This is a genomic window from Spirosoma aureum (assembly GCF_011604685.1).
GTDB classification, from domain to species: domain Bacteria; phylum Bacteroidota; class Bacteroidia; order Cytophagales; family Spirosomataceae; genus Spirosoma; species Spirosoma aureum.
Genome location: NZ_CP050063.1, coordinates 53,345 through 67,670, shown reverse-complemented (window position 1 = coordinate 67,670; position 14,326 = coordinate 53,345). Strand labels below are relative to the sequence as shown.

The window sequence follows — 14,326 nt, the reverse complement described above, 5'->3', positions numbered from 1 at the left end:
CATTGCCGGCGTCATGTTGATGGGGGCAACAGCCTATTCGCAAACCATTGAAAAAGAAGCACCCAAAGGCTTCGATCAACCACGAACGGGCATTGCTCAGGGAAAACTTGACTCCGTTCAATACGATTCGAAAACGGTAGGTACCAAACGAAAAGCCCTGGTATATACCCCGCCGGGCTATTCCAAAAAGCAAAAGTACCCAATACTATATCTGCTGCACGGCATCGGCGGTGATGAAAAGGAATGGCTTAAAGGAGGCACTCCACAGGTAATTCTGGACAATCTCTATGCTGAAGGTAAACTACAACCCATGATTGTGGTAATGCCCAACGGACGGGCCATGAAAGATGACCGCGCGGTTGGCAATATTTTCGACAAGGATAAAGTCGAGGCTTTTGCTACGTTCGAAAAAGATCTAATCAATGACCTGATTCCGTTTATCGAAAAGAAATATCCGGCATTGACTGATCGGGAACATCGGGCTATTGCTGGTTTGTCGATGGGAGGTGGACAGTCTCTGAATTTCGGATTGGGCAATCTCGACAAATTTGCCTGGGTAGGCGGCTTTTCATCGGCTCCCAATACCAAACGACCCGAAGAGCTGGTTCCAAACCCCGAAGACGCCAGAAAGAAACTGAAACTACTCTGGATTTCCTGCGGGGATAACGACGGCTTGCTTACGTTCAGCAAGCGGACGCACGATTACCTGTACGAGAAAAATGTACCGCACATTTACTACGTTGAGCCAGGCGTGCATGATTTCAAAGTCTGGAAAAACGGGCTTTATATGTTTTCCCAGTTTCTTTTCAAGCCCGTTGATGGTTCATCTCTCACCAGATATACCGTGTTGGGCACTCCGGCTTCTACCAATATCCGCTCGGCCAAATACCCCCAGATTTTGCCGGATAATCGTGTTGTGTTTCGGGTAAAGGCCCCCGATGCGCACAAGGTCCAGATTGATCTGGGCAAAAAATATGAAATGGTGAAAGATACAGCGGGATTCTGGACCATTACGACCGATTCGATCAGTCGGGGCTTTCATTATTATTCGCTACTGATCGATGGCTTACCCGTTGCCGACCCGGCCAGTGAAACATTTTATGGGATGGGGCGCATGGCCAGTGGCATCGAAATTCCGGACAAAGACGGCGGCTATTACGCCATGAAAGACGTACCCCACGGCGACATCCGAATCAAACACTACCTGTCAAAAGCCTCGAACACCTGGCGTGAGATGTACGTCTACACCCCGCCGGGCTATGATCAGTCGAGCGAAAAATACCCCGTATTGTATCTCTTGCACGGCGGTGGCGAAGACCAGACCGGATGGGCTACGCAGGGCAAAACGGACCTGATTCTGGATAACCTGATTGCCGAAAATAAAGCGAAACCAATGCTGATCGTTATGCTCGATGGAAATGTAAGTAACGCTGGGCTGGCCGGTTTTAATGAAAACGTACTACGGGCTTTTGAAAACGAATTAAAGCAGGGCGCAATACCGTTTGTCGAAAGCAATTTCCGGGTAGTAACCGATGCAAAAAGCCGGGCTCTGGCAGGTTTGTCAATGGGGGGCTTACAAACGCTTTATGCGGGTATAAAGAATACGCCAATGTTCTCCTATCTGGGCGTGTTTAGTTCGGGCTGGTTCGCCAACAACCCCAAGCTGACTGACCCACAATATGAATTCATGAAAACCAACGCCAGTTCCATCAATAATAACCTGAAACAACTCTGGATTTCGATGGGTGGTAAAGAAGATATTGCCTATCAGAATTGTCAAATCATGATGAAAAAATTTGACGAAATGGGCGTTAAATACCAGTACAGCGAATATGCCGGCGGTCACACCTGGCCGGTTTGGCGGCACGATTTGTTTGCATTTTCACAGTTGCTGTTTAAGTAATAGAAGCCCTTTACCCTAACGAATCATGAAAAAATTAACAGGATTAACGGTATTGCTGGGTGGTCTGATCGCTACGGGAGCAACGATGGAGCCAGGTTACCAGACGGCTCAGCCCACGTTAAAAGAAGCCTATAAAAACTATTTTCCCATCGGGGTGGCTGTCAACCCGCGTATGGTGCAACCCGGTCCGGATGCCGAGCTGATTAAAGCTCAGTTTAATAGCATGACGCCCGAAAATGCGATGAAAATGGGACCCATCCATCCGGAGGAGAACCGTTACTACTGGAATGATGCCGACGCCATCGCCGACTTTGCCCAGCTGTACAAGATCAAACTGCGAGGCCACACGCTTTGCTGGCACAACCAGACACCCCGCTGGTTTTTTACCGATTCAACAGGTAAAGCCGTGAGCCGGGAAGTACTGCTGGCTCGCCTGAAGCGGCACATTACCGACGTAATGGGTCGATATAAAGGAAAAATCTATGCCTGGGACGTCGTGAACGAAGCTGTTCCTGATACGGGTACCGGCATATATCGTAGGACGAAGTTTTACGAAATCATTGGGGAGGAATATATTGAGAAGGCGTTTCAGTATGCCCATGAAGCCGACCCCTCCGCGCAATTGTTTTACAACGATTACAATACCGAAAACGCATCGAAGCGGCAACGTATCTACCAATTACTAAAGAAGCTTAAAGAAAAAGGAGTTCCCATCAACGGAGTGGGTTTACAGGCTCACTGGTCTATCTACGAGCCTACTAAACAGGAGCTTGACGAGTCAATTAATAAGTTTGCCAGCCTGGGCCTAAAGGTGCAGTTCACGGAAGTTGACGTATCTGTTTACCCGAAAGAGCACGAGCGTCGGGCCCGTCGCGATACCGACAAAAGCGAGTTTACGCCCGAAATGAACGACAAACAGGCAGACCATTACAAAATGCTGTTCGAGGTGTTTCGCAAGCACCGCGACAAGATCACGGGCGTTACGTTCTGGAATCTGACCGACAAATATTCCTGGCTGGACAATTTTCCGGTTCCGGGCCGCAAAGATTATCCGTTGCTATTCGATCAGAACGGACAGCCCAAAAAAGCCTATGAGAGCGTAGTGAAGTTCTAAGCTTCGACCGTGAACAAGCCCCCTCACTTGTCAATGAATGAGTCGGTTCGTGTAACCGACAAGTAATAGAGACTGTCTGCATCCGGGATTTTCTCTCTTGCAGACAATCTGTTACGCCAACAGAAAACAGAATGCAGTTACCTAACATGACGGCAAAATGAAACGAAACCTGATTACTGGCTTTGTAATCCTCTGTTTTTCAATAGCTGGCCGGTCGCAAAGTATCCTTACTGACAAGTCATCGTTTGCTGTTACTGACGCGGTGATCTATGTCGATAACAGTGAACCAGAACTTGTAAAGACGTCGGCAACAGCGTTGCAGGAGGACATCGAACGAGTTACCGGGGAAAAGATACCCATCGTTACCGCAATTGATCAGGTCCGCAAAAATGTGATTGCTATCGGCACGATTCAGCAGTCGTCTTTTCTGAAACGACTGGTTTCGCAGAAAAAAATCAGTACCGATGCCATCCAGGGGAAATGGGAAGCTTCGCTAACGCAAATCATCCACAAGCCTACGCAGGGTATAGCCGATGCCCTGATCGTGGCCGGTTCTGATCGACGGGGAGCGGCATATGGCGTATTCGAACTCTCAAAACAATTCGGCGTTTCGCCCTGGTACTGGTGGGCAGACGTACCCGTTCAACAGCGAAAGGAGATTTACATCAAGAGCGATGTTAGTCTGACCGATGCGCCTAAGGTAAAATATCGCGGCTTATTCATTAACGATGAAGCCCCGGCACTTTCCGGCTGGACCAAAGAAAAATTTGGCGGGTTCAACCACAAATTCTACGAGAAGTTTTTTGAACTGATTCTTCGTCTGAAAGGCAACTACATCTGGCCAGCTATGTGGGGCAATGCTTTTTATGCGGATGACTCACTGAACATAAAAGCGGCCGACAAATACGGGGTGGTCATTGGCACCTCGCACCACGAACCCCTGATGCGGGCGCACGACGAATGGCGGAGAGTCGGCGGTGGCCAATGGAATTATGAAACCAATCAGGAAAAGCTAAAACAGTTCTGGCGCGACGGTATCAAAAGAGCTACCAACGAAAAGATTGTAAGTATTGGCATGCGGGGGGATGGCGACGCACCCATGTCGCGGGAAACGGCCACGGCGCTGCTGGAACGTATTGTTGCTGATCAACGGAAAATTATTCGTGACGTAACGGGCAAACCAGCGGCCGAAACACCACAGTTATGGGCATTGTATAAAGAGGTTCAGGATTATTATGACAAAGGTATGCGTGTTCCGGACGATGTGACGCTGCTGCTTTCCGATGACAACTGGGGTAATCTTCGAAAACTACCCCGACTGGATGAAAAGCCCCGAAAAGGCGGGTATGGCATTTATTATCACTTCGATTACGTTGGTGGTCCACGCAACTACAAATGGCTGAATACCAATCCGCTGCCCCGAATCTGGGAGCAAATGCACTTAGCCTGGGAATATAAAGTACGGGATATCTGGATTGTGAATGTGGGCGATATTAAGCCCATGGAGTTTCCAATCTCCTTCTTTCTGGATTATGCCTGGAATCCTGAGGAAATCGACGCTGACGCGTTGGCGACCTATACAGAAAACTGGGCGGCTGACCAGTTCGGAAAGCAGCACGCCAGAGACATTGCATTTCTGCTGGCGAAATACGGAAAATACAATTCACGCCGAAAACCGGAACTGCTCGATGCCAACACTTACAGCCTGCCCACAGGCGAATGGAAAGCAGTAGTTGATGCGTATAGGGCTCTTCTGAAAAAAGCGGAGGAAATAAACGACGGATTACCGACTGCCTATAAAGACGCCTATTTTCAGTTGGTACTGCATCCGATCAAAGCCTGCGCTAACCTGAATGCAATGTATTATTATGTAGCCCTGAACAAGCAGGCGTATAGTAACAAACGGAAAGAAACCAACCTGTATGCTGATAAGGTAAAAGAACTGTACACCAACGATTCGCTGATCACGCGGCAATACCATCAACTCAACAATGGTAAGTGGAATCACCTGATGAGTCAGACTCATATCGGCTATACGTACTGGCAACAGCCAAACCAGCAAAAAATGCCAGCAGTACAGTATATCTCGTCCGATTCAACAGTTGCGGGCAACGCTGGTCCCGTTCAGACGACCAGGCAGGGAATTTCTATTGAGGCTGATCAGTATTCCAAAGCGGTCAATACAACCAATATCAACTGGAAAGTCCTGCCAGATCATGGCCGAACCGGTTCGGCCATGACACCTTTCCCGGTGACGGCCAGCGAACAGAAACCAGGCGGTAATTCGCCCCACTTACAGTACGATGTTGTTACGGATAACCAGGGAGAGTTTACGATCAATGCCTACTTCTCGCCCACGTTAAACCTGTTCAGGGATGAAAACGGTCTGCAATATGCCATTTCGGTGGATGATGAACAACCGCAGATCATCAGCCTCAACAAAGAGGATAAAACCAGCGACAAAGGCATCTGGAATAAATGGGTGGCGGAGAACATTATTATTAAATCAAGTACCCATAAAATCATTCAATCCGGAAAGCACACGGTGAAATTCTGGATGGTCAGTCCCGGTGTCGTTCTGCAAAAGCTGGTACTTGATTTTGGTGGTCTGGAGCACAGCTATCTTGGGCCGGAAGCAACCTTGAAAAAAAATGCAAAACAATAACCAAATGCCAGCCAGATTTGCCTCCGCAACTGGGCTATGTATCCTGATTATTCTCCTGACAATAAGTGTATGTGTACAGGCTCAACTCCGTTTACCCAAATTAATCAGTGATGGTATGGTGCTGCAACGGGATGCTACGCTTAAGGTTTGGGGATGGGCCAAAGCGGGCGAGAAAATAACCATACGCTTTAACCGGAAGACGTATAAAACCATAACGGCAGCCGATGGAAAATGGCTGCTTACGTTGCCTCCTATGCCAGCGGGTGGCCCTTACAGCATGGATATTTTGGGTAATAGCCAGCTTACGATAAAGGATATTCTGATTGGTGACGTCTGGTTTTGTAGTGGTCAAAGCAATATGGTCCACCAAATGAATATTCACGACGTAACGTACGCTAAAGAAATTGCAGAAGCGAATTATCCGCAAATCCGGCAGTTCTGGGTGCCCACGCTGACAAATCTGCAAGGTCCTCAAAGCGATCTTCCGAACGGGCAATGGAAAGCGGCCGTCGGTGATGATGTTCGGCCGTTTTCGGCTGTAGCTTATTTCTTTGCCAAAAAGCTTCATTCGACCTATAAAGTACCCATTGGTATCATCAACGCCAGTGTAGGTGGTACGCCCATCGAAGCCTGGACGAGCGAGGAGGGACTGGCTGAATTTTCGACATTGAAAGCTACCGTTGAAAAGAACAAAGACACGACCTACATCAATAACCTGACGAGGCCCGACCTGACGCGAAGAGCACCCGCTACGGCCACTCGACCTGTGCCACCTATAGATTTGGGCCTGTCGGGTGCCACCAAATGGTATGACGTTTCGTATGTACCCAAAGGCTGGCATCCGATCAACGTACCGGGTTATTGGGAAGATCAGGGAGTCAAAGACCTCAATGGCGTCGTGTGGTACCGGAAAGAAATCGACATACCCGCTTCGATGGTGGGTAAGCCCGCCAGGGTATTTCTGGGCCGGATCGTTGATGCAGATGAGTTATATATTAACGGTAAATCGGTCGGCAAAACCACTTATATGTATCCGCAGCGTCGGTACAATGTTGCGGCTGATCTATTGAAAGCTGGTAAGAATGTGTTTGTCGTACGGGTGACTAACAACGCTGGTAAAGGAGGCTTCGTGCCTGATAAGCCATATTGTGTTTTTGCGGGTGCCGACACCGTTGATCTGAAAGGAACCTGGCAGTATAAGGTAGGCACTGCCTACCGTCCCTTTGCGGGTGGAGGCAATCCGTCCGGGGGCAGTCCAGCCGGGGGCATCAACGCCCAGAATCAGCCAACGGCGCTCTACAATGCGATGGTAGCCCCGGAAATCAACTACGCCATCAAAGGCTTTTGCTGGTATCAGGGGGAAAGCAATGCCGGTAAACCCCAGGAGTACGAAGGGCTACAGGTGGCTCTGATCCATGACTGGCGAAACCAGTGGAAACAGGGGCCATTGCCTTTTCTGTATGTGCAGCTTCCGGGTTTTATGGATTATAATTACCAACCAATGGAAAGCAACTGGGCCAGGCTGAGGGAAGCGCAACTCAAGGCTCTGTCGGTGCCCAACTCGGCTATGGTTGTGGCAATTGACCTGGGCGAATGGAACGATATTCACCCCGATAATAAGAAAGGCGTCGGCGACCGATTGGCCCTGGCCGCTATGAAAATCGCCTATAAGGAAAATCTCATTTCTTCGGGCCCGTTGTATGAATCGGCAAGCGTCGACGGCAATAAACTAGTCGTCAGTTTTACGAATACGGGCGGTGGCCTGATAACCAACGATGGCGAAGAGTTAAGTGAATTCTCGATTGCAGGCCCGGATAAAAAATTCGTCTGGGGCAAGGCTAAAATTGACGGCAATAAACTAATCGTCTGGAGCGACGAAGTTCCTAATCCCCAATATGTGCGCTACGCCTGGGCCGATAACCCGGTCAACCCGAATCTGTACAATAAAGAGGGGCTACCGGCCTCACCCTTCCGAACCGACCAGTAAACCTTTCCTAAATCCTAATTATCATGCAAAAATACCTGGTGTTTGCACTGTCTATAGCTTTGTCTTACAGGAGCGTAGCGCAGCAGGTTGTCATCGACAGCAGCAAGTACCCTCCGCTTAAAACCTGGACGGCTATTCAGGATCAGGCCAACATGATGCAGCAACTGGGCATCAAAAAATTAAGGCCCGGTCCAAGTCCCAATGAATCAGAGCCTAATCACGCGAATTACGACGAAGCTCAGGCCGACCCCTGTCCGCAGTTACCCGATGTACTGACCACGAAGAATGGGAAAAAAGTAACCACGCCCGATCAGTGGTGGAAGATCCGTCGCCCTGAACTGATCGAGGGTTTTGAGCAGGAAATGTATGGCCGGGTCCCTAAAAACGTACCCAAAGTAACCTGGATAACAAAAGTTACGGACAACGAACTGGTAGGCCGCATTCCGGTAGTAGCCAAACACCTGATTGGCCGGGTCGATAATAGCGACTATCCGTTGATCAGCGTGAACATCAACATGGTATTGGTTCTGCCGCAGAACGTGAAAGGTCCGGTACCCGTCTTGATGATGTTCGGGTTTCTACCCCCAACCTTGCCAGCTCCAGCACAGCCTTCGCTCGCTGACATGGAAAAAATCAATACGACATTCAAAGAGATGATGATCAGGCAAAATCCTGAGATGAAGGCCATTTTTGACAGGTATCCGGCTTATGCGCCTATCACAAGGTTACCCGGCCCCAATTTCTTTGCACCCGCCCCGAACGGCGATTCGCCACCGACCGAACAACTGCTGGCGGCAGGCTGGGGGTATTGTATGTTGGAAACCAGCAGTATTCAGGCCGATAACGGTGCCGGTCTGACACGGGGTATCATTGGGTTAGTGAACAAAGGTCAGGCCCGTAAACCCGACGATTGGGGAGCCCTGCGTGCCTGGGCATGGGGAGCATCCCGCGCCTTAGACTATTTAGAAACCGAACCTCAGGTGAACGCCAAACAGGTTGGCATTGAAGGCGTGTCGCGTTATGGGAAAGCTGCTTTGGTAACCATGGCCTTCGATCAGCGTTTTGGTCTGGTTTTAATCGGTTCATCGGGAAAAGGAGGTACGACATTACAGCGCCGGGTTTTCGGTGAAGCGGTTGAAAGCCTTGCCAACAGCGGAGGTTATCACTGGATGGCTGGTAATTACTTAAAATACGCGACTGAAGAGTCGTCCTTTGGCCGGAAGACCGGTTGCGACCTCCCGGTTGACTCGCACGAATTACTGGCTCTATGTGCCCCACGCCCGACCTTTGTCAGCTATGGAATACCAGAAAAAGGTGATGCCAAATGGCTCGACCAGACCGGCAGCTATAAGGCTACGGTAGCCGCCGGACCAGTATTCAAACTACTGGGAGCAAAAGACTTAGGAGTTAGCGACGATTATACAACCGAAAAAATGCCACCCGTACTAACCGGCCTGACGGACGGCGAACTGGCCTGGCGGCAGCACAATGGTGGGCATACGGATGCACCTAATTTCCAGTATTTCATCCCCTGGGCCAGTAAACTGCTAAAATATGAACGGACAGCCAAATAGGGTTTAGCCAATCAATTGAGCGTTAGTTTAGGTCGATACGTCTCTAAATTAGCCATACGATCCAATCATTAGATCTAATGATTGGATCGTATGGCTACCGAATACCTTCTTATGGTTGCTCGATTCGTTAAGGCGAAACCCTACCAAACGGTTATTCTCTCATTTTCAGGCTTATACATTTTATCGCCCGGTTGCACATTAAATGCTCTGTAAAATGGTGTGAAGTTCATCAGGGGGCCATTCACACGCCACCTTGCCGGTGAGTGCGGATTCGTGTTTACATACATACCCATATACGCATCCCTGGTTTTTACCCGCCATATCCTGGCTATCGAGATGAAGAAACGTTGATCGGGCGTAAAGCCATCCAGTTTCGTCGTGTCTTTTCCTTGTTCGGTCAATTTAAAGGCATCGTAGGCAATGGCAACCCCAGCAATGTCGGCGGTGTTTTCCCCCACGGTTAAGGCCCCTTTCACATGCACTGAATCCAGCACGGTAAACTTGTTGTATTGATCAATCACCTGCTGGGTTCTCGCTTTGAATTTTGCATAGTCGGCTTTGGTCCACCAGTTGGTCACGTTACCGTATTTATCATACTGCGCGCCCTGATCGTCAAACGAGTGCGTTATTTCGTGGCCAATCACCATTCCGATGCCGCCATAGTTAAGCGCATCATCGGCATTCACGTCGAAATAAGGAGCTTGTAAGATCCCGGCTGGAAAAACAATTTCATTGAGCGGAGGATTGTTGTAAGCAGTTACCGTCGGCGGAGTCGTATGCCATTCGGTTCTGTCGACCTGCTGCCCTACTTTAGCCAGGCTGTAGAGGTAATCGTTTTTATTTGTCGACAATCGGTTTTCAAAATAAGCGTCTCTTTTTATATCCGCCTTCGAATAATCTCTCCATTTATCAGGATAACCGATTTTCTGAGAGAAGGCATACAGTTTTTCTTTCGCCTTTGCCTTGGTAGAATCGCTCATCCAGTCCAGCCTGTTGATGCGGGCTTCAAATGCTTTTTTAAGATTATCGACCAGAACGGCTATCCGTTTCCTGGCCTCTTCCGGAAAATATTTTTTTACGTATAACTGGGCTAACGCATCGCCGAGAGAGCCATCGACTGCCTGGGTCATATCTTCGGCCCGGGTTTTCTTAACCGCTTGCCCGGTCAGAATTTTGGCATAGGCAAAAGACGCATCCACAAACGGTTGGCTTAAGAAATTCGAATAGTTTGTCAGTGCATGCGCTTTTAAATAGACTTTCCAATCATCGATGGAAACGGACGTTAGCAGGGTATTCAACTTGTCATAATAAGCCGGTTGGGCTATGTTGACTGAATCAACCTTTAGGCCTAAGTTGTTTAACAACGTAGTCCAGTTTAGAGTAGGCTGTTTTTTCGCAAGATCAGCGACCGCCAGTTTATTATAGTTCGCCTTTACGTCCCTGCGTTCAATATTGGTTCGATGGGCGGTAGCCAATTGTTTTTCAATGTCGTAGGTGACCGTTGCGTTTTTCTCCGCAGTGGTTGCATCAGTCCCGGTCAATTCAAACAGGCGAGTGAGATAGTTTCGGTACGCTTTTTGAATCGAAAGGGTTGACGAGTCGGTTTTGAAATAATACTCCCGTTCCGGCAAGCCAATGCCGGTTTGAGAAAACTGAGCGATATTGATCGTACTCTGCCTGTTGTCGGGGCCTACATAAAAACCAATAATGGACCTATCACTTACTTTTTGTTCTTCAGCCACCAACGTCAATAACGAAGGAACATCGGTCACGGCATCGATGCGGACGAGCAGGGGTTTGAGGGGTTCATACCCGCGTTTATTAATGGCGGACGTATCCATTCCTGACGCATAAAAATCGCCCACCTTTTGCTCGAGACTTCCTGCCGGATGATTACCGGCCGAAACGCTGTCCAGAATCCCCTGTAACCGTATGCGTTGGGGGAAATTCATGAAGGAATAAGAACCTACACCTGTTTGGCTGGCCGGTATCCGGGCGGTATCATACCAAATAGCGTTGGCGTACGAAAAAAAATCATCTCCGGGCTTTTTGGAAGCGTCTATTCCCGTTATGACTACGCGTTTCGTATGCATAATCGAGGCTTGCTTACAAGCGCCTGCCAAAAACAGCATTAAACAGATACATAGTAGTCTTTTCATAGTTCTTATTTATTGATGTTAGCCAACGTACACTAACTCATTCGCGTCAGGATTATAAATGAACCAACTTAAATTGGGTGAGTGGAAAAACAATTTTACGACGATTATGAATGAGTTCTGCTTTCTGGGCAACGCTAAAGCTAGTCAATAAGAGCACACGAAGTGATTGATAGTAGCAGCGTTCAAAATTTATTTGTCGTTTGGGTTCAATTATGTTTGATCATGGTTGTATGTGACAACTATTCATAGATGACAACCAGTCAGCTTAGTTGAGAACGAACTCGAAATCGTCGGATTGGTTTAAAGACAAGATACTGAAGTAGTTTTTTGAACTATCTACAGGCTACGATTCTGGCGGAAAATACCTGACGTAAACAATTGCAAGATAACTAGATCAACCCCAAAGAAAGTCCATCCCGCAGCCGAAGCAAGGCCAGTTCCTTCATTTTGCACTCGAAAACAATATCCACCTCTTTACCATACGTATTAACCGGAGAGTAGAGCCAATCGGCATGCGCTTCGCGTCGGGCCTTAGGATCTTCACGCTCCTGCCGGGAATCAGAAAAGTGAAATACAGGACGTACATCCCAGCTAGCATAGGCTGTCAGGAAGGCTTCTTCTTCGGTTTGCGTGCCGGGGTTGAGCGAGTGATGAAAATAATCGAAGACAATCGGAATTCCGGTACGTTCATAAATCAGCACCAGATCGGCAACTGTATACAGACTTGGGCGATCGTCGTTCTCAACGGTTAGCCGAGCCCGCAGATTTTGAGAGAGTAAATTGAAGTTCTGAGAAAAACGGGCCATCGTTGCCATTTTGTCGCCATACGAACCTCCCACATGAATGTTTATCTTGTTCCAGTGCGAGGGTTCTAAACCCATCAGATCGAATACCTCCGATTGATATTCAAGGTCTTTGATGGTATTGTCGAGAACTTTCCCCTCACCGGCCAATTTATTGAACGGACCGGGATGTGTCGTTAATCGGATCGGGCGACTGCCAATTTCTTCCAGAGTTTCCCGGATGTCGGAAAAATCGGGTAGGTCAGAAAGATGGTATTCTGACGCCCAGGGAAACAAATCCGACGAAATACGGAATAGCCGGATGCCGTTTTTAAGATTCCAGTCTACGACTGTCAATAAATCCTGAACGTTTTTTAAGGCAAGCTCAGACGCATAGGCAATACCCCGCTCGGTAAACGTCTTTCGGATCATACCCCGATTCGTCGTGATTTTTTCCGCCTGAAGGCTTAGATTGATACAGGCATACCCACTGTTTGATGGTGTAAGAGTCATATTAGGTTAACTAAAACCTACCTGCTCTAGTTATCTTCCTGTTACCGATTGGTCCGAGAGCCTCTGCCCGGCATGGCAACATTCTCCTATCATAGTGGTGATAACATTTCAGTACATAGGCGGTGCCATCCAGTCAGCCGGTTATTACTGGATTCGGGGAGCATGTGCAGCACCGCCTTCGCTCTGAAACGATTGAAACTACTCCGGTTTTGACCAGTCGGCCGGTTATTAAGTCCTATCTAAAGCAAACAGCTGACTAATCAGAACCCTATTACTTGTACCATTCGTCGAAAGCCGCTACCACGTCGGTCCATACGCTTGTGTTGGGCTTTGGATCGGAGTTGACCAATACGGCCACGTAGACTTCATTTTCGAAACCAAAGAGCCACGCTCCCACTTCGCCAGCGTTGTTAGAAGCTGGGTAACCCCCGTTTTTCTTGATATATTTAAGTCCTGTGTTGGTTAAAATGTTAGCATTGTCGTAGCCAAGTGTGTCCCGGCGCATAGCATCAGCCACGGGTTTGGGTAGGATCTTGTAGGTATTATGAAGCGCATTCATGAACGTAGCCATTTGCAGAGCCGACATATTCCAGCCGCGCTCACCGTTAGTTAAGCTCATGTCGCCCCAATCGGTGCCCTTTCCGTTGGGCGCAGCCCATTTGTAGCACAGAGCCGGGTTCGTGTCAGTGGGTTTGCAGGCCATGTTGGGGGCAATGCCAATCTTATCAAACACGTTTACCTGGCAGTAGTTCATATAGGCATCGGTGTATTCCTGCGCCTGCTTCTGCTCGACTTCGTTGATTTTCTGGACTGATGCATTGTCGGGCATCGGCGTCATCGAATAACCACCAGCCACATTCGGGATCAGGAACCGCATGAGGGCAAAGTTCATATTCTGGTAACTAAAGTTCAGCCGTGACGATGTAGCTCCTACAGCCATGGCTGCCTTCAACGACCCATAGTCAGAAAGGACATTTTTGGGAAAGCCACTTCGCATGGCCAGGAGTTGTCGAAACGTAATCGTTTTGATGCTGCTGTGCAGTGGCCAGTGTTTAGGCAGGTATGACCACATGGGCGAATCAATGCTGATGGTTTTGGCGTTAAGGGCGTGCAATAGAGCCGCAGCCGTCACGGTTTTGCTCACGCTGGCTACATTGATTTTGTCGCCCACACCCATCTTACGCTCGGGGGCGTCGGCAGCCTGACGGGCATTGCCCCCGGCACGGGAGGCCCGCAGCGAGCCATCGGCAAAAACGACGATTTGGTAGCCCATCACGTCGGGTTTGATACGCGCTTCAATATCGTCGGCCAAAGCGGCTACGTCGAGCGTTTTACCATTTTTACCAACTTCGGCGTTTGGTTGGCAGGCGTTGAGTAAGGCAATCAGGGCAAGCCAACTGGCTGCTGAAATAGGAAACGTTTTCACAGTTGATGTCGTCTTGATTTGTTCTGAACAAAGGTAACCGGCTGCTCAGCAGCCTATCAAGCGCATAAATCCGTTTCCTGACGGCGATTTTTACTGATTTTTTTTGCTGCGTAGTCCTACGTGTAACTGGTGTATATCGACGACCAGCCGACGGTCGTGCTAGATGGAGTTGCTACACTTGCACAGGCTATTTTGCTGAGTTT

8 protein-coding genes are annotated in these 14,326 nt (G+C 48.7%); 5 read left to right on the top strand and 3 right to left on the bottom strand.

Going from position 1 to position 14,326, the window contains the following annotated elements:
• Positions 1–13 precede the first annotated feature (13 nt).
• The 5 genes from G8759_RS00265 to G8759_RS00245 all read left to right on the top strand — a co-directional run bounded on the left by G8759_RS00265 (position 14) and on the right by G8759_RS00245 (position 9,243).
• Positions 14–1,903 (top strand): alpha/beta hydrolase-fold protein, encoded by a 1,890-nt coding sequence (locus G8759_RS00265; protein ID WP_167218583.1) that lies wholly within the window; start codon positions 14–16, stop codon positions 1,901–1,903.
• 85 nt (positions 1,904–1,988) lie between these two features.
• Positions 1,989–3,017, top strand: a complete 1,029-nt coding sequence (locus tag G8759_RS00260; RefSeq protein WP_232074338.1) for an endo-1,4-beta-xylanase — start codon at positions 1,989–1,991, stop codon at positions 3,015–3,017.
• A 157-nt stretch (positions 3,018–3,174) separates the two neighbouring features.
• On the top strand, positions 3,175–5,682 hold the full coding sequence (locus tag G8759_RS00255) for a glycosyl hydrolase 115 family protein (RefSeq protein ID WP_167204192.1): 2,508 nt from the start codon (positions 3,175–3,177) through the stop codon (positions 5,680–5,682).
• Positions 5,669–7,669 (top strand): sialate O-acetylesterase, encoded by a 2,001-nt coding sequence (locus G8759_RS00250; RefSeq protein ID WP_394353281.1) that lies wholly within the window; start codon positions 5,669–5,671, stop codon positions 7,667–7,669. The genes G8759_RS00255 and G8759_RS00250 overlap by 14 nt, the downstream gene beginning before the upstream one ends.
• A gap of 23 nt (positions 7,670–7,692) precedes the next feature.
• Positions 7,693–9,243, top strand: coding sequence for a glucuronyl esterase domain-containing protein (locus G8759_RS00245; RefSeq protein WP_167204190.1), 1,551 nt, complete (start codon positions 7,693–7,695; stop codon positions 9,241–9,243).
• A 140-nt stretch (positions 9,244–9,383) separates the two neighbouring features.
• Here the strand turns inward: G8759_RS00245 and G8759_RS00240 are convergent, their stop codons facing one another.
• The 3 genes from G8759_RS00240 to G8759_RS00230 form a co-directional block, all read right to left on the bottom strand.
• Positions 9,384–11,402, bottom strand: a complete 2,019-nt coding sequence (locus G8759_RS00240; protein WP_167204188.1) for a M13 family metallopeptidase — start codon at positions 11,400–11,402, stop codon at positions 9,384–9,386.
• A gap of 389 nt (positions 11,403–11,791) precedes the next feature.
• A complete protein-coding gene (uvsE, locus tag G8759_RS00235) occupies positions 11,792–12,697 on the bottom strand; it encodes a UV DNA damage repair endonuclease UvsE (protein ID WP_167204186.1) in 906 nt (301 codons plus the stop codon).
• Positions 12,698–12,968: 271 nt separating this feature from the next.
• On the bottom strand, positions 12,969–14,123 hold the full coding sequence (locus G8759_RS00230; RefSeq protein ID WP_167204184.1) for a serine hydrolase: 1,155 nt from the start codon (positions 14,121–14,123) through the stop codon (positions 12,969–12,971).
• Positions 14,124–14,326 lie beyond the last annotated feature (203 nt).

What these genes read in the sequence shown, in the direction of transcription:
- G8759_RS00240 (WP_167204188.1), bottom strand. Translation starts at nt 11,402, where the DNA reads ATGAAAAGACTACTATGTATCTGTTTAATGCTGTTTTTGGCAGGCGCT.
- G8759_RS00255 (WP_167204192.1), top strand. Translation starts at nt 3,175, where the DNA reads ATGAAACGAAACCTGATTACTGGCTTTGTAATCCTCTGTTTTTCAATA.
- G8759_RS00250 (WP_394353281.1), top strand. Translation starts at nt 5,669, where the DNA reads ATGCAAAACAATAACCAAATGCCAGCCAGATTTGCCTCCGCAACTGGG.
- G8759_RS00245 (WP_167204190.1), top strand. Translation starts at nt 7,693, where the DNA reads ATGCAAAAATACCTGGTGTTTGCACTGTCTATAGCTTTGTCTTACAGG.
- G8759_RS00265 (WP_167218583.1), top strand. Translation starts at nt 14, where the DNA reads ATGTTGATGGGGGCAACAGCCTATTCGCAAACCATTGAAAAAGAAGCA.
- uvsE (WP_167204186.1), bottom strand. Translation starts at nt 12,697, where the DNA reads ATGACTCTTACACCATCAAACAGTGGGTATGCCTGTATCAATCTAAGC.
- G8759_RS00260 (WP_232074338.1), top strand. Translation starts at nt 1,989, where the DNA reads ATGGAGCCAGGTTACCAGACGGCTCAGCCCACGTTAAAAGAAGCCTAT.